This window comes from Neokomagataea tanensis (assembly GCF_006542335.1).
Lineage (GTDB): Bacteria > Pseudomonadota > Alphaproteobacteria > Acetobacterales > Acetobacteraceae > Gluconobacter > Gluconobacter tanensis.
Genome location: NZ_CP032485.1, coordinates 86,019 through 107,275, shown reverse-complemented (window position 1 = coordinate 107,275; position 21,257 = coordinate 86,019). Strand labels below are relative to the sequence as shown.

The 21,257-nt window shown below is 52.8% G+C and carries 16 protein-coding genes and 2 tRNA genes; 17 read left to right on the top strand and 1 reads right to left on the bottom strand.

Features of this window, described 5'->3' with window-relative positions; all coding sequences use genetic code 11:
- Positions 1-39: 39 nt before the first annotated feature.
- Positions 40-492: a hypothetical protein gene (locus D5366_RS00475; RefSeq protein WP_141491829.1), complete on the bottom strand. Its 453-nt coding sequence runs from the start codon at positions 490-492 to the stop codon at positions 40-42.
- Positions 493-641: 149 nt separating this feature from the next.
- Between D5366_RS00475 and D5366_RS00470 the strand changes: the two genes are divergently transcribed.
- The 17 genes from D5366_RS00470 to tsf all read left to right on the top strand — a co-directional run bounded on the left by D5366_RS00470 (position 642) and on the right by tsf (position 21,192).
- Entirely contained in the window at positions 642-2,108 is a 1,467-nt protein-coding gene (locus D5366_RS00470; protein ID WP_141491828.1) for an NAD(P)H-hydrate dehydratase, read from the top strand.
- 77 nt (positions 2,109-2,185) lie between these two features.
- A tRNA-Leu gene (locus D5366_RS00465) sits at positions 2,186-2,270 on the top strand.
- A 51-nt stretch (positions 2,271-2,321) separates the two neighbouring features.
- Positions 2,322-3,653 (top strand): trigger factor, encoded by a 1,332-nt coding sequence (tig, locus tag D5366_RS00460; RefSeq protein ID WP_141491827.1) that lies wholly within the window; start codon positions 2,322-2,324, stop codon positions 3,651-3,653.
- Positions 3,654-3,800: 147 nt separating this feature from the next.
- The gene (locus D5366_RS00455; protein ID WP_141491826.1) at positions 3,801-4,442 is read left to right on the top strand and encodes an ATP-dependent Clp protease proteolytic subunit; all 642 of its coding nucleotides are present in this window, start codon (positions 3,801-3,803) and stop codon (positions 4,440-4,442) included.
- A 204-nt stretch (positions 4,443-4,646) separates the two neighbouring features.
- Positions 4,647-5,912, top strand: a complete 1,266-nt coding sequence (clpX, locus tag D5366_RS00450; RefSeq protein WP_141491825.1) for an ATP-dependent Clp protease ATP-binding subunit ClpX — start codon at positions 4,647-4,649, stop codon at positions 5,910-5,912.
- Between the two features lie 305 nt (positions 5,913-6,217).
- Complete coding sequence (gene lon, locus D5366_RS00445) at positions 6,218-8,602, top strand: endopeptidase La (RefSeq protein WP_373317492.1); 2,385 nt, start codon at positions 6,218-6,220, stop codon at positions 8,600-8,602.
- A 137-nt stretch (positions 8,603-8,739) separates the two neighbouring features.
- Positions 8,740-9,024: an HU family DNA-binding protein gene (locus D5366_RS00440; RefSeq protein WP_141491823.1), complete on the top strand. Its 285-nt coding sequence runs from the start codon at positions 8,740-8,742 to the stop codon at positions 9,022-9,024.
- Positions 9,025-9,114: 90 nt separating this feature from the next.
- A tRNA-Val gene (locus D5366_RS00435) sits at positions 9,115-9,189 on the top strand.
- 21 nt (positions 9,190-9,210) lie between these two features.
- Complete coding sequence (locus D5366_RS00430; protein ID WP_141491822.1) at positions 9,211-9,948, top strand: biotin--[acetyl-CoA-carboxylase] ligase; 738 nt, start codon at positions 9,211-9,213, stop codon at positions 9,946-9,948.
- A gap of 16 nt (positions 9,949-9,964) precedes the next feature.
- Positions 9,965-10,762 carry a type III pantothenate kinase gene (locus D5366_RS00425; protein WP_141491821.1) on the top strand — a complete coding sequence of 266 codons (798 nt, stop codon included), beginning with the start codon at positions 9,965-9,967 and terminating at the stop codon, positions 10,760-10,762.
- Positions 10,763-10,815: 53 nt separating this feature from the next.
- Positions 10,816-12,474 (top strand): ribonuclease J, encoded by a 1,659-nt coding sequence (locus tag D5366_RS00420; protein WP_141491820.1) that lies wholly within the window; start codon positions 10,816-10,818, stop codon positions 12,472-12,474.
- 15 nt (positions 12,475-12,489) lie between these two features.
- The gene (gene proS / locus D5366_RS00415; RefSeq protein WP_141491819.1) at positions 12,490-13,806 is read left to right on the top strand and encodes a proline--tRNA ligase; all 1,317 of its coding nucleotides are present in this window, start codon (positions 12,490-12,492) and stop codon (positions 13,804-13,806) included.
- Positions 13,806-15,053 carry a lipoprotein-releasing ABC transporter permease subunit gene (locus tag D5366_RS00410; protein ID WP_141491818.1) on the top strand — a complete coding sequence of 416 codons (1,248 nt, stop codon included), beginning with the start codon at positions 13,806-13,808 and terminating at the stop codon, positions 15,051-15,053. Before proS ends, D5366_RS00410 begins: the two co-directional genes overlap by 1 nt.
- Complete coding sequence (locus D5366_RS00405) at positions 15,046-15,741, top strand: ABC transporter ATP-binding protein (protein WP_141491817.1); 696 nt, start codon at positions 15,046-15,048, stop codon at positions 15,739-15,741. Before D5366_RS00410 ends, D5366_RS00405 begins: the two co-directional genes overlap by 8 nt.
- Positions 15,742-15,781: 40 nt before the next feature.
- Positions 15,782-19,204: a DNA polymerase III subunit alpha gene (gene dnaE / locus D5366_RS00400; RefSeq protein ID WP_141491816.1), complete on the top strand. Its 3,423-nt coding sequence runs from the start codon at positions 15,782-15,784 to the stop codon at positions 19,202-19,204.
- Between the two features lie 197 nt (positions 19,205-19,401).
- Positions 19,402-20,190 (top strand): 30S ribosomal protein S2, encoded by a 789-nt coding sequence (gene rpsB / locus D5366_RS00395; protein ID WP_141491815.1) that lies wholly within the window; start codon positions 19,402-19,404, stop codon positions 20,188-20,190.
- A 96-nt stretch (positions 20,191-20,286) separates the two neighbouring features.
- Entirely contained in the window at positions 20,287-21,192 is a 906-nt protein-coding gene (tsf, locus tag D5366_RS00390; RefSeq protein ID WP_141491814.1) for a translation elongation factor Ts, read from the top strand.
- Positions 21,193-21,257 lie beyond the last annotated feature (65 nt).

Genomic DNA, 21,257 nt, shown 5'->3' with positions numbered 1-21,257 from the left:
CGATGACGATTGAGCCGATTAGCGAAACACTGTGCTTTTTTAGTGTGTGCCTGCAAAAGCGGCTGTGATGATTGTCAGGATTCCGCATACTGCCATGATGGTCGTACGGAGGCGCAGCGTGTCAAAAAGTTCGGCTGAGGGGCGCAGCGCGCGGCGGGCGCGGCGGAATGGGCCTTGAACCGTTGTTACGAATACAATGGCCATCACGAGAGCAAGGCCTTGCATAATATTAATGGGAAGCGGGACTGCGCCAAAGCCGCCATCGTGAAAGATCATCGCCCAGCCACTCACGAGCGTGGTGCCCATGACGTGCCATAATCCTCGGAAAAAGCGAGCATAGCTTTGTAGGATGACTGCCGAGCGCGGTGTCGGGTCAAGTAGGCTAACCGAACGACGCATCACGAGCACTGTGTAGAGGGAGCCGCCCACCCAATACGTAATGCCCAGCAAATGCACAGCGAGTATAAGACTCCAAACTATATAGGTGCTCATAAATTCTCCCACTGATTAGCTGCGGCCGTGAAGGGCAGTCTCTGTCTTTAATCGGGGTTGTACCGATTGAAGGGAGTGAGCGCCAGAGGCAACGCAAAAAGCCTTTCCGCTTTTAAGCTTTGAGTGTGTTTGTTGAAAAGGTTGGTGTCATGACGTTGCATCCCCTTGTCTTATTGTCGCCTCACGACAGCCAGAGCATAGATAGTGCGTTTGGAGAGGATGGCCATGTGCGAGCTGTTGAAGGCGCTGGCTGGGCAGTAGCGCGCGCGATTCGCGCACGATACGCTCCATGTAAAACGGTGGTGGTGTGCGGGCCGGGGTTCAATGGGGCTGACGGGTACGTGGCGGCGCGTTGGCTTGAAGTTTGGGGCTGGTCGGTGGTTGTTCTGGCGGTGGCTGCGCCGAAAAAAGACAGTTTAGTTGAGGTGATAGCCCGCAGTTGGAGGGGGCGAACATTTAGCGAAGACGGAGGCCGTATCGCTAATGCGGATTTGGTTGTCGATGCGGTTTTTGGGGCAGGGTTATCACGCCCTTTGTCTGATGGGCTGTCGCACATCTTGCGGCAGGCGAACCGTCTTGTAGCGATAGATGTTCCGAGTGGTGTGTGCGGAGAAACGGGACGCTTACTGGGGAGCGTTAAAAAAGCTGAGCTAACGATAAGCTTTATTAGGCCGCGGCCGGCACATTTTTTGGAGCCAGCTAAAGCTCTCTGTGGTGAAATTGTGTGCGCCGATATCGGGTTGCCAGCCGACGCCGTTAATGAGGTGAAGCCAAGGGTTTTTCTGAACGAGCCCGGGCTGTGGTTGCTCCCAGTCGCGGATAGGGGGGATCATAAATACAGTCGCGGTGTGGTGAGTATCTGCGGGGCAGACAAAATGACCGGCGCTGTGCGCATTGCAGCGCAAGCTGCCCGCTCTAGTGGGGCTGGGCTAGTGAGGATTTTGGGTGGTGATGTGGCGCTTTATCGCCACAGCGAGCCAGGGCTGATTGTGGACGACGTTCCGATCGGTGAGGCTGTAAAAGACTCGCGCCGTCAAGTTTGGTTGTGTGGTCCTGGGCTAAGTAATGCAGAGGTCGAGGCGTATCTTCCTCAATTAATAAGTGCTGGCAAAACAATTCTTGCCGATGCGGGGGCATTGGGGACGGGCGCGGAGGCTGTTGAGGCTCTACGTGGTGTCAGTGTGATCACGCCGCATATGGGTGAGTTCCGACGATTATTTGGTGCGCTGGCTGAGTCGCCGCGGATAGAAGCGGCGCGGCAGGCGGCGCAATGCGTTGGTGCGGTGGTCGTTTTAAAGGGGAGCGATACGATTATTGCTGCACCTGATGGGCGCGTTGCAATTAATCAGCATGCGTCCCCAGCTTTGGCTACGGCGGGTTCAGGGGATACCCTGGCTGGTATTGTATCGGCTTTGCTGGCAGGCGGGATGCCTGCTTGGGAGGCGAGTTGTGCCGCAGTGTGGTTGCACGGAGATGCAGGAATAGCTGCTGCAAGTGAATATGGCGGTTGGCCCGTGGTTGAAGCTTTGGAAAAGGGGCTTGGAAGGGCGCGGCAACGGGCAGAAAAACATCAGAATGCAAAGAATTATAAAAACCTGCCCTTTGCACGGTTGTGAAAAGAATAAAGATGCGCTAAATCCGGCGCATCGCAGGGTTCCCGACAGGACGAACCCTTTGAAAAACGGTGGTATGCGCGGGCGTGGTGAAATTGGTAGACACGCCAGATTTAGGTTCTGGTGGCGAAAGCTGTGGGGGTTCAAGTCCCTCCGCCCGCACCAACCCGTTTTTCCGTAACTCATTATCCCCGACCTGAGAGGAACGCCTGGCTCATGCAGGTTACGCCTACGCTTAACGAAGGACTTAAGCGCGCCTTCACCGTCGTTGTCCCGTCTGCAGATTTGCAAGCTGACCGGAAAGCTCGTTTGGCAGAAGTGGCGAAGACGATTCGTCTGCCAGGTTTCCGTCCGGGGAAGGTTCCTGCTTCATTGGTTAAGCAGCGTTATGGCGCTTCCGTGAATGCTGAACTGCTGGAAAAAGCTGTAAACGACGCAACAGGCCGCGTCATGCAGGAGCAGAACATCCGCCCGGCTACGCAGCCTAAGGTGGACCTAGTTTCCGCACCAGACAGCGAAGGCGACTTGGAATTTAAGGTCGAAGTCGAAATTCTTCCTGAAATCACCGTTCCAGACTTGTCAGGTCTTAAGCTTACACGCCTGACGGCCAAAGTTGACGATTCTGTTGTCGATAAGGCCCTTGGCGAACTCGCACGTCGTAGCCGAACCTTCGAAACGATCGAAGAAGACCGCGCAGCTGTGATTGGTGACGTTGTTAACGTTGACTTCGTTGGCAAGGTTAACGGCGAAGCATTCGACGGTGGCACGGCGCAAGACGTCAACGTCGAAATTGGCGGCGAAGGCTTCATCCCAGGTTTTGCTGAGCAGATCGAAGGTATGAAGGTTGGTGAAGAGAAAATCATCACCGTGACCTTCCCTGAAGATTACCAAGCTGAAGAGCTGGCAGGTAAAGAAGCAACTTTCGACATCAAAGCGAACGCGCTGAAAAAGGCGATCGATCCAGCAATTGATGACGAACTTGCTAAGACGGTTGGCTTGGAAAGCATCGATCAAGCTCGTAAGATCGTTACGGAACAAGCTGAAGGTGAATACTCTCAGTTGTCCCGTCTGCGCATCAAGCGTGAACTGCTTGATATCCTCGCAGAAAAGACGGATTTCGACGCGCCAGAAAGCATGGTCGAAGCTGAATTCGGCCAGATCTGGGCACGTGTTGAGCAGGACCGTCAGGCAGGCAACATGGACGAAGAAGATGCTGGTAAGAACGAAGAAACCCTTCGCGCCGATTACCGTCGCATCGCAGAACGTCGTGTAAAGCTGGGGCTGTTGCTGGCAGAGATCGGGCGTAAGCAGGAAATCCAAGTCAGCCGCGAAGAGTTGATTGGTGCAATGCAGCAAGAAGCTCAGCGTTACCCTGGCCAAGAAAAAGCTGTTTTCGAGTTCTTCTCAAAGAACCGGCAAGCGGTTGAAGGTCTGCGTGGCCCAATCTTGGAAAACAAGGTTGTTGATTATTTGATCGAACTTTCAGATGTAACGGAAAAAGAAGTTACACCTGAAGAATTGTCAGAAATTCCACCTGCTGACCTTTGATTAAGTAGTCTTTTTGGGGCGGAGAAGCATATTCTTTGCCCCAATGGCATGTTTGTGTGATTTTCCTGCGTCGAGCCCTTTGACGGCGCAACGTTGTGGGGCCATGTTAGGAAGCTGATAGCCCGAGGGCAACGAGGAAGAAACAGCATGGCCATTGGGAACCACGATCCCGTTGAGATTTTCGGTAACGCGCTTGTGCCTATGGTGGTCGAGCAGACCGCACGCGGCGAACGGGCGTTTGATATCTACTCCCGCCTTCTTCAGGAACGTATCATTTTCCTGACCGGGCCGGTCTACGATCAGGTTGCCTCGCTCATCAGCGCGCAGCTTTTGTATCTCGAGAGCGTTAACCCCACGAAGGAAATTTCCTTCTACATCAACAGCCCGGGCGGCGTTGTTTCTGCGGGTCTCGCGATTTACGACACAATGCAATATATCCGTTGCCCTGTAAGCACGGTCTGCATCGGGCAGGCTGCCTCGATGGGGTCCTTGCTTCTGGCTGGCGGAGAAAAGGGACGTCGTTACTGTCTGCCCAACGCCCGTGTGATGGTGCACCAGCCTTCTGGTGGCGCTCAAGGGCAGGCATCGGATATTGAAATTCAGGCACGCGAGATACTTGTTATTCGCCAACGTCTGAACGAAATATACCGCGAACATACAGGCCAGACGCTTGAGGATATCGAGCAGAAGCTGGAGCGCGACAGCTATCTTTCTGCTGACGAAGCCAAGGCTTTTGGACTGGTGGACGAAGTGGTACGTCGCCACCCTAGCGCAAGCGAAGGTGCGTAACGCACGGTATTTTCAGCGGAAATACTGCTGCCTATACTGATTAATTGTAAAAGCGGCATCTCACTATGCCGCTTTTCGTGTCTCTAGGGCTTGGGCTTCGGGCTTGCCGAGGCTGAAAAGCTCAGCTTAAAGTTAAAGGCTTGCGCGTAATTGGTGTCCGTAGGATGCTTTTCTGAGCGTGCGTAAGCGGAGAGAGGAACAGAGATGAGCAACAAGTCGGACGAGTCCAAAAATACGTTATATTGCTCGTTCTGTGGCAAATCTCAGCATGAAGTGCGAAAGCTGATTGCAGGGCCAACCGTGTTCATCTGCGATGAATGCGTTGAACTGTGCATGGATATCATTCGTGAAGAGCACAAAACTCACCTGGTAAAATCTAGTGATGGCGTGCCGACCCCGAAAGAAATTTGCAAGGTTCTGGATGATTATGTCATCGGGCAAGTAGAAGCTAAGCGCGCGCTTTCTGTTGCTGTGCATAACCACTACAAACGCTTGGCGCATGCGCAGAAGAACAATGACGTTGAGATCGCAAAGTCCAACATCCTACTGATCGGGCCTACTGGGTCTGGTAAGACGCTGTTAGCCCAAACACTAGCGCGCATTTTGGATGTGCCGTTTACAATGGCCGATGCAACGACGTTGACAGAGGCTGGTTATGTCGGTGAAGACGTTGAGAATATTATTCTGAAGCTATTGCAGGCTTCGGATTACAATGTCGAGCGTGCTCAGCGCGGCATTGTTTATATCGACGAAATCGACAAAATTTCGCGTAAATCTGAAAATCCATCCATCACGCGCGATGTCTCAGGTGAGGGCGTGCAGCAGGCTCTGCTGAAGCTTATGGAAGGTACGGTTGCGTCTGTGCCGCCTCAAGGTGGGCGTAAGCATCCGCAGCAGGAATTCCTGCAAGTCGACACCACAAATATGCTCTTTATCTGTGGTGGTGCTTTCGCCGGTTTGGATAAGATCATTGCTGCTCGCGGCAAGGGGTCAGCAATTGGCTTTGGCGCTGACGTACGTTCAGACGATGAGCGTCGTTTGGGAGCAATTCTTCAAAGCGTAGAACCTGAAGATTTGCTGAAGTTCGGCCTTATTCCTGAATTTATCGGGCGCCTTCCTGTTATCGCAGCGTTGAATGATCTGGATGAAGACGCACTAGTGCAAATTCTGTCACAGCCTAAAAATGCACTCGTGAAACAATACGGCCGTCTTTTTGATATGGAAGGCGTTAAGCTGACCTTCACAGATGATGCGCTGAAGGCAATCGCTAACCGGGCTATTGAGCGCAAGACAGGTGCACGTGGGTTGCGTTCCATTATGGAAAGCATGCTCATGGAGACAATGTTTGATCTTCCGGGCCTTGAGAGCGTTGAAGAGGTGGTCATAAATCAGGACGTCGCGGAGAAGAAAGCGAGCCCAGTTTATGTTCACGGAAAAGGAAAATCTGAACCTGCGGAACAATCTGCCTGATTGCTTGGTTTAGACAATCCCTTGCGGGCTTCTCTTCGAAGCCCAACATTAGTTGCAGTAAGTATGCGCACTCCAAGGAGTGCGCGGGAGTTCACGGTCATTGCGCTGCCGGGCAGGTAGTGATCGTGAGATCGTCCTGATTGGAGATCGACAGAATGACTGATGATACAACCCCTAAGCCAAAACGCCGCCGCACAACGAAGGCCGTTGAGGATGTCTCCACCGAGAGCGTGAAAAAGAAGCGCGCGCCCCGTGCTCGTAAAGCAGCGGATAAAAAGGCTGAGCCCACAAAGACAGTGCAGGTGATGCCTGTGCTGCCACTGCGCAACATCGTTGTGTTTCCGCACATGATTGTGCCGCTGTTTGTTGGGCGTGAAAAATCTGTAAAATCTTTGGAGACAGTGTCGCAGGATAAGAAGCAAATCCTGCTAGTGGCACAAAAAGACGTGTCTTTGGATGATCCGGCAGTAGATGACATCTATCGCTGCGGCACGGTTTCAACCATTCTTCAGCTCCTGAAGCTCCCCGACGGCACCGTAAAAGTTCTGGTCGAGGGCGAGCGTCGTGTCCGCATCACGCGTCTTTTTGACGTGGATGGCCACTTCGAAGCTGAAATCGAAGAGTTTCCAGAAGAAGAAGCGGAAGCAACACCCGGCAGTGAGCTGGAGGCGTTGGGGCGCTCTGCAGTTTCCCATTTCGAGCAATACATCAAGCTGAATAAGAAAATTCCGTCAGAGGTGATGGTATCGATTAACCAGATTGATGACCTCTCGAAGCTGGCAGATACGATTGCAAGCCACCTGAATCTCAAAATTGCTGAAAAACAGGATATCCTAGAGACAGCATCTGCTGCACAGCGGTTGGAGCAGGTTTTCGCGCATATTGAGACCGAAATTGGCGTGTTGCAGGTCGAGAAACGCATCCGCAACCGTGTAAAGCGTCAAATGGAAAAGACGCAGCGCGAATATTATCTGAATGAGCAGTTGAAGGCGATTCAGAAAGAATTGGGTGAGGGCGAGGACGGCAAGGACGAGCTCGCCGAACTCGAAGAGAAGATTGCTAAAACCCGCTTGTCCAAGGAAGCGCGGGAGAAGGCTCTAAGCGAGCTTAAAAAGCTGCGTGGTATGAGCCCGATGTCCGCAGAGGGCACGGTCGTTCGGAACTATCTCGACTGGCTTTTGAGCATCCCCTGGAAGAAGCGCTCCAAAATCTTGCGCGATTTGAAGCGTGCCGAAGAAACGCTTGAAGCAGAGCATTACGGTCTGGAGAAAGTAAAAGAGCGTATCCTCGAATATTTGGCTGTTCAGACGCGCTCTCAAAAGGTCAAGGGACCAATTTTGTGTCTCGTGGGTCCTCCAGGCGTTGGTAAGACCTCTTTGGCGCGCTCGATTGCAAAGGCAACGGGTCGGCAATATGTCCGCATGTCACTTGGCGGCGTGCGTGACGAATCAGAGATCCGCGGCCACCGTAGAACCTATATCGGCTCAATGCCCGGTAAAGTCGTTCAGGGCATGAAGAAGGCCAAGACGTCGAACCCTCTTTTCCTGCTGGATGAAATCGACAAACTTGGTGCAGACTGGCGCGGCGATCCATCATCGGCTTTGTTGGAAGTGTTGGACCCTGAACAGAACGACACTTTTGGAGATCACTACCTAGAGGTAGATTATGATTTGTCCGATGTGATGTTCGTGACGACGGCAAATAGCCTCAATATGCCTCAGCCTCTGTTGGACCGTATGGAGATTATTTCTCTGTCCGGTTACACAGAGGATGAAAAGCTAGCGATCGTTCGTAAGCATCTTCTGAATAAGCAAGCTGAGGCGCATAACCTCAAAGCTGAGGAATGGTCTGTAACGGATGAAGCAATCCGCGAATTGATTCGCTCCTACACGCGTGAGGCGGGTGTTCGTAACCTTGAGCGTGCGATTGCGAAACTAGCCCGTAAGGTTGTTAAGGAAATTATTTCAACGGGTGTTAAGACCGTAGCGATTACGGCCGAAAACCTTGAGAAATACGCTGGTGTGCGTCGTTACCGCCATGGTGAAACTGAAGCAGAGGATATGGTTGGCGTTGTTACCGGGCTTGCGTGGACGCAGGTTGGCGGTGAAATTCTGACCATTGAAAGTGTCAGCTCGCCGGGTAAAGGCCAGATCAAGCATACGGGCAAGCTTGGCGATGTTATGCAGGAGAGTATAGCGGCGGCGCTGTCTTTCGTGCGCTCGCGGGCCGAAAGTTTTGGTATCTCCACCGAGGATTTTGCCAAAAGAGACCTGCACGTTCATTTGCCTGAGGGAGCGACCCCTAAGGATGGGCCTTCAGCAGGTATCGCGCTGGTAACATCTCTGGTCAGTGTTTTGACGAATATTCCCATTCGTCATGATGTTGCGATGACCGGCGAAGTTACGCTCAGAGGGCGTGTGCTGGAGATTGGGGGGCTGAAGGAAAAACTTCTTGCTGCGTTGCGCGCAGGCATCAAAACGGTTCTCATTCCCAAGGACAACGAGAAAGATCTGGTCGAGGTCCCTGAGAATGTTCGTCATGCGATGAAGATTATTCCGGTGGCACATGTAAGCGAAGTTCTCGGAATTGCTTTGCAACATATGCCTGAACCTCTCAAGATTGATGAAAAAAATGCTCATGAGGGCAGAATTGTAGAGGATAATGGCGCAACATCGCCGCTTGCGCATTGACGCTGACAATCTTCTGTTATTCTTAGAGTTGACGCGGCCGGAAAGCGCTTTGATAGTGCGGCCACGAACCAATTTAGCTTCCACCGTCGGGTGCTTTGAGCATTTGATGGTGGGGCTCAACACCAGAAAGGCACACCATGGAGAAGCCCCTTAACAAGCAAGAACTGATTGCTGCTGTTGCCGATGCCGCTGAGCTTCCCAAAGCAAAGGCGAGCGAAGTCGTTGACGCAGTATTCGGCACGATCGAGAACGCCCTAGCGAACAAGCAAGAAGTACGTCTGGTTGGCTTTGGTAGCTTTGTAACCGCAACGCGTAAGGCAGCTAAGGGCCGCAACCCGCGTACGGGCGAAGAGATCGATATTCCTGCGTCTACTTCTGTTCGTTTCAAGCCCGGTAAGGGCCTGAAGGATGCAGTAAGCTAATTTTTTTCAAAAAAGTTTAGTTTCCGGGTTGGCAAGTCCCAACCCGGGTGCTAAACACCCTCTCACTGCTTCAGGGCATGGAAACTTTGAGGGCGATTAGCTCAGCGGTAGAGCGTCTCGTTTACACCGAGAGGGTCGGCGGTTCAATCCCGTCATCGCCCACCATTTTCTTAAAGTTACCATGCGATGAGTTGGAAATTTGAAGTCCATGAAGAGCTAGGCTCTACATCGGACTTGTGTAAATCCTACGCCGAAAGCAGTTCTCAAGATAAAATAGCGGTTCAAGCTTTACGCCAGACTGGCGGCCGTGGAACGCGAGGCCGGCAATGGGTCGATCCGGGCGGAAATCTGGCGATTTCTTTTTTGCTGCGTCCAAATGCTTTTCAAGATTTTTTGATGGCTGTCCCATTTTTGGTAGCATTAGCCGTACACGATGCGGTTACTGAACATTGCGGTCATTTCCTGAATTCGGCTTCTTTGCAGTTGAAGTGGCCGAACGATCTCCTCCTCAATAAACGTAAATTAGCAGGTATCCTGATCGAAACCGGTGGCACGACGGAGGGCCAGAACGGTTGGGTTGTTATCGGGATAGGGGTTAATGTCGCGTCTGCGCCTGAGATACCGGGGCGTGAGCTGGCTGCGTTGGCTGATTTGGGCGGCGTGTGGGATGTTGAAGAATTAGGGCGCAAAATAGGGGGCGCGCTTGATATACGCTTCGCCGAGTGGATTGAGGGCGGTTTTGACGCTGTTCGTACAGAATGGTTGAAACTTGCACACCCTGTTGGGCATCGTCTTGCAGTTCGGCGCGGTGAAATCTATATTGAGGGCGAATTCTCTGGCCTCGATCAGATGGGGCGGTTGTTATTGACTTGTTCGAACGGTGAAACCATTCCGGTGGTGACCGGCGAAATCTTGCTGGGCTGAAGGGCCGGACTATAGAGTGCTTCTCGTCATTGATTCAGGTAATACTAACGTTGTGTTTGCGTTGCATGACGGGAATGAATGGCGCGGGCAATGGCGTATTTCTGCGAATGATAGTCGCACGGCTGATGAATACGCAGTTTGGTTTTATGGTTTGCTTGGACAAGTTGGTTTGAGCACAGCTGAAGTGGAACGGGCCATAATCGGAACCGTAGTTCCCGCAGCTTTATACGACTTAAGACGTTTTTGCCGGAAATGGCTGAAGGTCGAGCCCTTGGTGGCTCATTCGCGCTTGGACTGGGGAATCGACGTTCTAGTTGATAATCCAGATGAGCTTGGAGCTGACAGACGGCTAAATGGTCTGGCCGCGAAACATTTTTTTGGTGGTCCAGCTGTTGTTGTTGATTTTGGTACGGCAACGACATTTGATGTCATTAATGCGCAAGGCCAATATTGCGGCGGCGCAATTGCTCCGGGTGTTAATTTATCGAGTGAGGCCTTGCATCGCGCCGCAGCGCGCTTGCCTCGTATGAGCATCGGACGGCCTATTGCCGTGATTGGCCGAAATACAAGCATTGCGATGCGTTCGGGTCTTTTTTGGGGTTATGTCGGCTTGGTCGAGGGAATTGTCCGCCGCATAGCAGACGAAATGGATGACCGCCCACAAGTGATCGCAACGGGCGGTCTGGCGCCCTTGTTTTCTGAAGGCACAGATCTTTTTGACGTGATGGCCCCGGATCTTACCTTGGATGGCCTCCGTCTCCTGGCAGACCGCAATGTGTCTGCCGACTGCACAAATTCTTCCGGTCGCGCTTAAAGTGATTGGCCATGGATATAGTCTCTCTTTGAAGAAAAATGTAAGGATTTACGATGACGGATATGCCTGACGGCTTGTCCTTCCTGCCTTTGGGTGGGACGGGCGAAATTGGCATGAATTTCAACCTTTATCGTCTCGCTCAAGATGGGCGTGAACACTGGTTGGCAATTGATTGTGGTATCGGGTTTTCAGGCAATGATACGCCTGAAGCAGAAGTTTTGATGCCAGACCCTTCTTTTATTGCTGAACGCAGTAGAAACCTGTGCGGCCTCGTTATTACGCATGCTCATGAAGACCATTTGGGTGCAGTTGCGCATCTATGGCCTTATTTACAGTGCCCTGTTTATGTTACGCCGTTTGCTGGAGCAGTGTTGCGCCGCAAATTATATGAAGCGGGGTTGCTTAATCAGGTTCCAATCAACGTCGTCCTGCCGGAATCACGTTTTAATGTAGGCCCGTTCGACCTGCAATTTATCGCAGTGACCCACTCCGTCGCCGAAGCGCAGGCCATCGCGTTACGCACACCTCATGGCTTGATTGTGCACACCGGGGACTGGAAGCTGGACGAAAATCCGCTTGTTGGCCCCAAAACGGACCTGGAAACATTTGAACGCCTCGGGAAAGAGGGCGTGTTGGCGATGGTGGGCGATAGCACCAACGTCATGAAAGAGGGGCGCTCTGAGTCCGAGGCGGATGTACGGGTTGGTCTGACAGAGTTGATAGCTGGGCTGACAGGGCGCGTTGCTGTCACATGCTTTGCTAGTAACGTCGCGCGTGTAGAAAGCATTGCCAAAGCGGCTTTGGCTTCGAACCGTGAGGTAATGATCGTAGGTCGTTCGCTCCGTAATTTGGAGACTGCGGCGCGCGAATGTGGTTACTTTACCGACTTGCCGCCGTTCCTTACGGAGCAGGATGCGCGGGATATTGAAGACGATAATCTGCTGATGATTATCACCGGCAGTCAGGGTGAAGCGCGTTCCGCACTATCTCGAATTGCTGGCGATACACATCCGCATATTTCGTTAGGTGAGGGCGACACGGTTATCTATAGCTCGCGTGTCATTCCGGGCAATGAGCAGGCCGTAATGGGCGTGCAGGATAATCTTTCCCGCCGTGGTGTGCGCGTCCTGACGGATCGTGACGGAAAAGTGCATACGTCTGGCCATGCTACAGGCGGCGACGTGCGGGTATTGTATGATCTGGTTAAGCCAAAATACAGCATCCCAACACACGGTGAGTGGCGCCATCTTACGGCTCATGCTGCACTTGCGCGCGAAGCTGGCGCTGAACCCATTTTGCTCGAAGATGGCGATATCCTAAACCTGTCACCCGGTGAAGTGCGCATCGTTGACACGGCACCTACGGGGCGTTTGGCTCTGGATGGCGGTCGCCTACTGCCTATGACTGGTGGTGTGTTGGCTGCGCGCCGCAAAATGCTGTTCAATGGTATTGTTCTGGCAAGTTTTGCGGTTGATGACGAAGGTTATGTCATCGGTAATCCGAAGATCAGTGCTCCAGGTTTGCTGGAAGTTGATGACCCGGAAACCATGCGTATTCGTGAAGAGTTTGCGGATGCGATTGACGAAATTCCGGATGAACTGCGTGAAGATGATCTACTGTTCCGTGATGCCGCGCGCACAGCTCTGCGTCGGGCGTTAGGGCGCAAGTTGCAGAAGCGTCCGTTGGTTGACGTTCATTTGCTGCGCGTTTGAGAGAGTTTTTAAGTTATGCGTTTGAGTAAAGCATTTCAGCCTACGCTGAAGGAAGTTCCGTCGGAAGCGCAGATTGCGTCTCACCGTCTTATGTTGCGGGCAGGTCTGATTCGTCAGACCTCTTCCGGCATTTATGCGTGGCTGCCAGCAGGCCTGCGTGTACTGCGCAATATTGAAAACATTGTCCGTGAAGAACAGGATGCAATCGGCGCGCAGGAACTTCTGATGCCGACTTTGCAATCTGCAGAATTGTGGAAGCGTTCTGGCCGTTACGATGCGTACGGTCCGGAAATGCTGCGTATTCAAGACCGTCATGGCCGGGACCTGCTCTACGGGCCGACCAACGAGGAAATGATCACGGATATTTTTGGAGCAGCGATCAAGTCTTATAAAGACTTGCCGAAAGCTCTTTACCACATTCAGTGGAAGTTCCGTGATGAGGTTCGTCCACGTTTTGGCGTGATGCGCGGGCGTGAGTTCCTCATGAAGGACGCTTATTCTTTTGACGTATCATACGAAGATGCGGTGGCAAGCTACCGACGCATGATGCTGTCTTATCTGCGTATCTTCCAGCGCCTCGGGGTTCGTGCAGTGCCGATGGTGGCAGATACTGGCCCTATTGGTGGCGATTTGAGCCACGAATTCTTGGTTCTGGCACCAACCGGTGAGAGCGGTGTATTTTTCGATTCTGCTTTGGAAGAGCAGGACTGGCTGAGCCGTCCGGTGGATTGTGATGACCATGCCAGCTTGGAAGAGTTTTTCCAGACGGTTACCGGGCATTATGCTGCTACAGACGAAAAGCATGACGAAGCTGCTTGGGCTGAAGTGCCTGAAACGCGCCGCCGTGAAGGACGTGGTATTGAGGTAGGGCATATTTTCTACTTTGGTACGAAGTATACCGCGTCTATGGGTGTTGAGGTCGTCGGGCCAGACGGTGCTAAGTTAGCGCCACATATGGGCTCTTACGGCGTTGGTGTCTCGCGTTTGATGGGGGCAATTATTGAAGCCTCTCATGATGAAGGCGGGATTATCTGGCCAGATTCCGTTGCACCGTACCGCGCTGCGATCTTGAATTTACGCCCGGGTGATGAGGCGTGTGACCGTTTGTGCGCTGAGATTTACGAACGCGACTCAAGCAATCTGATGTATGATGACCGTGATGAACGCGCAGGCGTGAAGTTCAACGATGCAGACCTGATGGGGCATCCTTGGCAGGTTGTTGTCGGCCCGCGTGGTGCAAAAAATGGCCTTGTTGAATTGAAGCGCCGTGCCACGGGTGAACGCGTCGAGGTTACGGTAGAAGACGCGCTTAAGCGTATCGGGATCGTCTAATGTTTGGCCGCTTCGAGCGTATGGTTGCGGGGCGCTATTTGCGCGCCCGCAAAGGTGAACGGTTTGCGTCCATTATTGCCATTTTCTCGTTAATCGGGATTGCGCTTGGAGTGGCTACTCTCATCATTGTTATGTCAGTGATGAACGGGTTTAAAGCTGACTTGATGGGCCGTATTCTGGGCCTGCATGGTGACCTCACTGTGTATGGTTACGGACGGCCGATCACGGACTACAAAAACGATGTTGCTGCCATCCGTCAGGTAAAGGGTGTTCAGTCCGCTATTGCGATGACGCAGGGTACAGTTCTTGTTGAAGCGGGACGCTACTCTACGGGTGCGCAATTGCAGGGTATTGCCCAGAGCGATTTTCAAAATTGGAAAGCGCTAAGCGGCGGCATCATATCTGGCAGTTTGGAAAGTTTTAAAGGCGATGATGCCGTAGCTATCGGTGTCACGCTGGCAGAGCGTGCAGGTTTGACGGTCGGCTCACCGCTAACATTGTTATCTGCGGATGGGCAGGCTACGCCGTTTGGTACTATGCCTAGGGCAAAACAGTACCATGTTGCGGTTGTGTTTGATGCAAATTGGAATGACTACAACGCAAATGTAGTTCTAGCTCCCATTGATGCGGCTCAGAAATTTCAGATGCTTGGCGACGCGGTATCGTTGATACAAGTTTCGACGGATGACCCGACGCATGTTCAACCTACACGACAGGCAATTGCGACGCGTTTGGATGACCCTCGCTTGCGGGTATTGGATTGGACACAGAGCGCCAATGGCTTTCTGGATGCTGTGACGGTCGAGCAGAACGTGATGTTTCTGATTTTAACCCTAATTATTTTGGTTGCTGCTTTTAACGTCATCTCGTCTTTGATCATGATGGTTAAGGACAAGACACGCGATATTGCGGTTCTGCGGACTTTAGGTGCAAGCCGCGGTGCAATCATGCGTATTTTCTTGATGTGCGGCGCATTCGTCGGGGTTGTCGGTACGCTGGCAGGATCAATTCTCGGTATTGCTTTTGCATTGAACATTGAGCGCATCCGTCAGGCATTACAGTCACTCACTGGAACGAATTTGTTCAATTCAGAAGTGTATTTTCTTGAACGCTTACCGGCTAAATTGGTGTGGTCACAGGTGTTCGAAGTAATTGTTATGTCTTTGGTGCTATCGCTTTTGGCAACAATTTATCCGGCATGGCGTGCTGCCAAAACTGATCCGATTGAGGCTTTGCGTCATGAGTAATGCCGTTTTGGAATTAAAGAACGTTGTGCGGCGTTTCCGCTCAGGTGACGAGACGCTCGAAATTTTGTCCGGCACGGATTTTTCTCTGATCTCGGGAGAAATTGTCGCGCTGGTGGCACCGAGTGGAACGGGTAAATCGACGCTTTTGCACTTAGCGGGCCTGTTGGAGACGCCGACTGAGGGCGAGGTTGTGATTGCAGGGCAGGTTATTGGGCGGAAAGAGAGCGCTCGGACAGCCATGCGTCGAGATGAAATAGGCTTTGTTTATCAGTTCCACCATCTGCTTGGTGAATTCACAGCCCTTGAAAATGTTATGTTGCCGCAACTCGTTGCGGGCGTTTCAAGAGGGGATGCCAAGGCAAGGGCTGTTTCTTTGCTTGAGCGTTTTGGTCTTGGGCACCGTCTGGACTCTTTGCCGGGCCGTATGTCGGGGGGGGAGCAGCAGCGCGCAGCTATCGCTCGGGCATTAGCGAATCGGCCACGTATTATTTTGGCAGATGAACCAACGGGAAATCTTGATTCCGGTACGTCTGATCAGGTGTTTGCTGAGCTGTTGCGCATTGTCAGGGAGGAGGGGGCAGCAGCTCTGATTGCGACCCATAACGCGGAACTGGCTGCAAGAATGGATCGGACCGTGACGCTGCGTGGCGGAAAGATCGTGCCGTATGAGCTCTCGCCAACAGCATAAACGGCTGCACCGTCTTGTAAGGGCATGCTAAAGATGCGGCATGTCGCATGCTGCTTTTGTCCATCTCCGCAATCACTCCGCCTACTCATTGAGTCAGGGCGCTATTCGTATTCCTGACCTTGTCGGGTTAGCTGTTCAGCATGAAATGCCCGCAGTCGCCTTAACAGATAGCGGGAATTTGTTCGGGGCATTGGAGTTTTCCCTGACGGCTCAGGGCAAGAATGTTCAGCCGATTGTGGGATGTCAGCTATCTCTTCCACCACGGAGCACGAAGCCGGGTGCGCCGTCCGAGCCTATGGTCGTTTTAGCGCGTAACGAGGTCGGGCTAGCGAACCTGCAAATTTTATCGTCACATGGTTTCTTGAACGGAGACCCCGGGGATCCGACAGTTGCGGTTGATGTTTTAGGTCAACATGCAGATGGCCTTTTTCTTCTGACCGGAGGAAAACGCGGGCCTATCAATCGCATGATTGAGGATGAGCAACGAGATGAAGCAGCAGCGCTCTTAGAGCGGTTAGCTGGTTTTTTCCCAGACAATATAGCGGTGGAACTCAACCGGTACGGTGAGCCGGGAGAGGCCGGGATTGAGGATGTTCTTGTGGCCATGGCCGACAAGCTGGACATACCTCTCGTTGCTACGAATGAGTGTTTCTTTCCTAACCCTAAAATGCATGAAGCCCATGACGCTCTGATCTGTATCGCGCAGGGGCGGACTATGGCTGAGACGGACCGTTGGCACGTCTCACCGGAGGCATGGTTCAAAACGCCTGAACAGATGCGTGCGCTATTCCACGACTTACCTGAAGCTTGTGACAACACATTGGTAATCGCGCAGAAATGCGCAATTGCAGCTACAACGCGCAAACCACTTTTGCCTGTGTGTTCTAAAGTCCGTGAAGGAACGACAGAGGACGAAACACTGCGCGCTATGGCTCAGGAAGGGCTGGATGCGCGCTTTGAAGCGATGTCGTTGAGCGATGAGCAAAGAGACGAATACCGTGATCGGCTGCAGGTCGAGTTGGACATTATCGCGGGTATGGGGTTCCCGGGGTATTTTTTGATCGTTGCTGACTTTATTCAGTGGGCGAAGGCGCATGATATTCCCGTAGGACCTGGCCGTGGGTCGGGTGCGGGGTCTTTGGTCGCATATGCGCTGACGATTACAGATATTGATCCGCTTCCTTTTGGGTTGTTGTTTGAGCGGTTTTTGAACCCCGAACGTGTGTCCATGCCTGACTTTGATATCGACTTTTGTCAGGACCGGCGTGACGAGGTCATTCGTTATGTCCGTGAGGAATATGGTGGCAGTCGTGTCGCGCAAATTATTACATTCGGAAAGCTGCAAGCTAAGGCGGCAGTGCGTGACGTGGGACGGGTGTTGGGTCTGCCATACGGGATGGTGAACCGCGTTGCGGAGTTGATTCCGAACAACCCCGCTAAGCCAGTGACATTGGCACAAGCAATTGAAGGTGAGCCGCGCCTGCAAGAAATGCGCGATAGCGATGAAGCACTGAGGCGTTTGCTCGAAATTGCACAGCAGCTTGAAGGTCTTTACCGCCATGCTTCGACCCATGCGGCGGGTGTAGTGATAGGCGATCGTGAACTTGTCGAGTTGGTGCCGCTCTACCGAGACCCAAAGAGCGATATGCTTGTGACACAGTTCAACATGAAATTTGTTGAACAAGCGGGTCTTGTGAAGTTCGACTTCTTGGGCCTTACGACGCTGACTATTCTCAAGCGGGGTGTGGACTTCTTAAAGGAGCAAGGGATCACGGTTGATCTTTCACGGATCCCGCTGGATGATAAAAAAACCTTTGAAATGCTGGCCCGAGGCGATGCTGCAGGTGTGTTCCAGTTCGAAGGTGCTGGCATGCGTGACATGCTTAAGCAAATGGCTGCTAGCCGATTAGAAGATTTGATTGCTGGCGTGTCGCTTTATCGCCCAGGACCCATGGCGAATATTCCGGATTACTGCCGTCGTAAGCATGGGGAGGCCTGGGAGCCACCGCACGAGGAAATCCGCGATATTCTGTCCGAGACCTATGGCATCATGGTGTATCAGGAACAGGTTATGCAAATTGCGCAGCGCATGGCCGGGTACAGTCTTGGCGGTGCTGACTTGCTACGCCGGGCTATGGGTAAGAAAATTGCCTCGGAGATGGAAAAACAACGCGCCATCTTTACGGAAGGGGCCACTAAGAGAGGCATTACCCCGGAAAAGGCGACTGAGGTTTTTGACCTTATGGCGCGCTTTGCAGATTACGGGTTCAACAAATCCCACGCGGCAGCTTATGCGCTCGTCTCGTATCAAACAGCCTGGATGAAAGCGAACCACCCTGTAGCATTTTTGGCAGGGTGTATGTCTCTGGCGCGGGAAAAAACCGAAAAACTCGCAGCGCTATGCCAAGAGGCGCGCCGGATGAAAATTAAAGTCTTACCGGTTGATATCAATCGCTCAATGGCTGACTTTTCAATTGAAGCACTCGAAGATGGCACGCAAGGTATTCGCTACGCCCTCTCTGCCGTAAAGCGGGTAGGCGCTGCGGCGATGGAGGCGCTGGTTGCGTCCCGTGGGCAGAGGCCATTTGCGGATATGACCGATTTCGCAGAACGTGCCGATGCGGCTAGCATTAATAAAATACAATTGGAAAGCCTTGCGAAAGCAGGGGCTTTTGACAGTCTTTTAAAGGAAAGACACACGGTCTTTGCGAGTGCCGAAATTATTTTGCGCCGGGCTCAAGCAAAAGCCCAAGAGCAAAAAATGGGGCAAGCTGGTTTGTTTGGAGGCGCAGGTCAGGAGCGTGAAATACTAAAGCTTAAAGAGGGGCAGCCTTGGCCGGATTTTGAGCGTCTATCCCTTGAGGCGGCGGCTGTGGGTTTTCACATGAGTGCTCATCCACTTGACGCCTATAAAACTGTCCTTCGGCGCTTAGGAGTCACACCGGCCAGTGGACTTGATGGGGCAGCAAAAGCAGGCAGCACGCGTGTCAAAATTGCTGGCTGTGTCATCGACAAAAAGGAACGCCCCACGCGCACGGGTAAGAAAATGGCCTGGGTAAACCTCTCTGATAGTACGGGGACGTGTGAGGTTACGTTGTTTTCGGAAACGCTCGTCTCATGTCGTGAGCTTTTGGTGGCTGGACAAGCTGTGTTGGTGAGCGCTGAGCTAAAGTTAGATGGTGATGCTTTACGCATAACGGCTCAAAGTGTCGTCGATTTGGAGCAAGCTGCTGCTGAGGAGCAAGGCGAGATACGAGTATGGCTCCAAGATGAGCGAACACTGCCAGCATTATCAGCGCTTTTGAGCGATATGCGAGGTGGTAGAGGGAAGGTCACGTTATTGCCGTCATTGGCGGAGACGCGGGATGTAGAAATCGCGCTTCCGGGGGCCTACCGTGTTACACCACGCTTGGCAGAGCGTTTGCGTACCGTACGGGGTGTTGAGCGCGCTGAGCAGGTTTGATGGTAATCCTGTGACAGTGCGCGAATCATGCTTGCAAAACACGTATGATTCCGTCATACCGCTGGCGTTCACATGGTCCAGTTTGGGGCATGAGACAATTCGCACGCATGGCTGGGGCGTTTACCCAAACGTTCTTCTGGTGTTCCTGAGGGAACCACGCCGTGCGGAGGCTAAACCAGAGGCAAGGAATTCGATTCATGGCAGCGCCTGAATTCACCATGCGTCAGCTGCTCGAAGCTGGCGTTCACTTCGGTCACCACACACGTCGCTGGAACCCAGCGATGGCTCCGTACCTTTTCGGTGTCCGTAACCAAGTTCACATCATTGACCTTCAGCAGACAGTTCCTCTGCTGGACCGCGCTCTGAAGCAAGTTCGTGATACCGTTGCTAACGGTGGCCGCGTGCTGTTCGTTGGCACGAAGCGCGCAGCAGCTGAACACGTTGCTGAAGCAGCACAGCGTTGCGGTCAGTACTACGTAAACCACCGCTGGCTCGGCGGCATGCTGACGAACTGGAAGACCATCACGGGTTCCATCAAGCGTCTGCGCCAGATCGACGAAATGCTGAGCGGTGACACAGCTGGTCTGACCAAGAAGGAAGTGCTCGACATCACGCGCGACCGTGAGAAGCTTGAGCGTTCGCTGGGCGGCATCAAGGAGATGGGTGGTCTTCCTGACCTGATCTTCGTGATCGATACCAACAAAGAAAAGCTTGCTGTTGAAGAAGCTAACAAGCTTGGTATTCCAGTCATTGGCGTTCTGGACAGCAACTCCAACCCGGCTGGCGTAACGTTCCCTGTTCCAGGTAACGACGACGCTATCCGCGCGATCACCCTGTACTGTGACCTCGTATCTGCTGCTGTTCTGGACGGTATCTCCGCTGAACTGGCTGCTTCTGGTCATGACATTGGTGCAGACGAAGAACTGCCGACGGAGACAGTTGTCGCTGAGACAGCTGGCGAAGGCGAGCAGGCTTCCGCAAACTAAAACGGTATGTCGCCTCTGCAAAGAGACGATGACTGAACCAGTCATGCGGCCGGGCGAGTGCGTCCGGCCGCATAATTTTTATGAGGGATGAGAGATATGGCACAGATCACCGCAGCCCTGGTTCGTGAATTGCGCGAGAGCACTGGCGCAGGCATGATGGATTGCAAAAAGGCTCTGACAGAAGCCGATGGTGACATGGAAGTCGCGATCGATTGGCTTCGTAAGAAGGGCCTCTCTCAGGCTGCTAAGAAGTCTGGCCGTACAGCTGCTGAAGGTCTGGTTGGCGTTGCTTCTGAAAAGAACCGCGCAGCTATGGTCGAAGTAAACGCTGAAACGGACTTCGTCGGCCGTAACGAAGCGTTCCAGGCGCTGGTCGAGCAAGTTGCACATGTTGCGCTGAAGGTCGGTGACGATCTGGAAGCCATCAAGGCGGCAACAGTTCCATCTGGCCGTACAGTTGCAGACGAACTGACCCACCTGATCGCGACGATCGGTGAAAACATGTCCCTGCGCCGTGCGAAGGTTCTGACTGTTTCCAGCGGTGTTGTTGCAAGCTACGTTCACGGTGCTCTGCGCCCTGGCATTGGCAAGATCGGTGTTCTAGCTGCTCTGGAAGCAGAATCAGAAAACGAAGCACTGCTGACGCTCGGCCGCCAGATCGGTATGCACGCTGCTGCGACCCGTCCGGCTTCTCTGGATATTTCCAGCGTTGACCCGGATGCGCTTGAGCGTGAGCGCGCTGTTCTGGTTGAACAAGCTCGTGCCTCTGGCAAGCCAGAAGCAATCATCGAGAAGATGGTTGAAGGTCGTGTACGTAAGTTCTACGAAGAAGTTGTTCTTCTGGAGCAGGTTTGGGTGCATGACGGCGAAAGCCGTGTCGCTAAGGTTGTAGAAAAGGCTGGCGCTAAGCTGGTTGCATTTGAGCGTTTCCAACTCGGTGAAGGCATCGAGAAGGAAGAGAGCGACTTTGCTGCTGAAGTGGCTGCTGCTGCTGGAAACTAAGACTTTGAGGGCTGTGTGATAAGTTTTTAATCACATTGCTCTAAGTCTTTGTTTTTAAGGCCCCT

What these genes read in the sequence shown, in the direction of transcription:
- D5366_RS00475 (WP_141491829.1), bottom strand. Translation starts at nt 492, where the DNA reads ATGAGCACCTATATAGTTTGGAGTCTTATACTCGCTGTGCATTTGCTG.
- D5366_RS00470 (WP_141491828.1), top strand. Translation starts at nt 642, where the DNA reads ATGACGTTGCATCCCCTTGTCTTATTGTCGCCTCACGACAGCCAGAGC.
- tig (WP_141491827.1), top strand. Translation starts at nt 2,322, where the DNA reads ATGCAGGTTACGCCTACGCTTAACGAAGGACTTAAGCGCGCCTTCACC.
- D5366_RS00455 (WP_141491826.1), top strand. Translation starts at nt 3,801, where the DNA reads ATGGCCATTGGGAACCACGATCCCGTTGAGATTTTCGGTAACGCGCTT.
- clpX (WP_141491825.1), top strand. Translation starts at nt 4,647, where the DNA reads ATGAGCAACAAGTCGGACGAGTCCAAAAATACGTTATATTGCTCGTTC.
- lon (WP_373317492.1), top strand. Translation starts at nt 6,218, where the DNA reads ATGCCTGTGCTGCCACTGCGCAACATCGTTGTGTTTCCGCACATGATT.
- D5366_RS00440 (WP_141491823.1), top strand. Translation starts at nt 8,740, where the DNA reads ATGGAGAAGCCCCTTAACAAGCAAGAACTGATTGCTGCTGTTGCCGAT.
- D5366_RS00430 (WP_141491822.1), top strand. Translation starts at nt 9,211, where the DNA reads ATGAGTTGGAAATTTGAAGTCCATGAAGAGCTAGGCTCTACATCGGAC.
- D5366_RS00420 (WP_141491820.1), top strand. Translation starts at nt 10,816, where the DNA reads ATGACGGATATGCCTGACGGCTTGTCCTTCCTGCCTTTGGGTGGGACG.
- proS (WP_141491819.1), top strand. Translation starts at nt 12,490, where the DNA reads ATGCGTTTGAGTAAAGCATTTCAGCCTACGCTGAAGGAAGTTCCGTCG.
- D5366_RS00410 (WP_141491818.1), top strand. Translation starts at nt 13,806, where the DNA reads ATGTTTGGCCGCTTCGAGCGTATGGTTGCGGGGCGCTATTTGCGCGCC.
- D5366_RS00405 (WP_141491817.1), top strand. Translation starts at nt 15,046, where the DNA reads ATGAGTAATGCCGTTTTGGAATTAAAGAACGTTGTGCGGCGTTTCCGC.
- dnaE (WP_141491816.1), top strand. Translation starts at nt 15,782, where the DNA reads ATGTCGCATGCTGCTTTTGTCCATCTCCGCAATCACTCCGCCTACTCA.
- rpsB (WP_141491815.1), top strand. Translation starts at nt 19,402, where the DNA reads ATGGCAGCGCCTGAATTCACCATGCGTCAGCTGCTCGAAGCTGGCGTT.
- tsf (WP_141491814.1), top strand. Translation starts at nt 20,287, where the DNA reads ATGGCACAGATCACCGCAGCCCTGGTTCGTGAATTGCGCGAGAGCACT.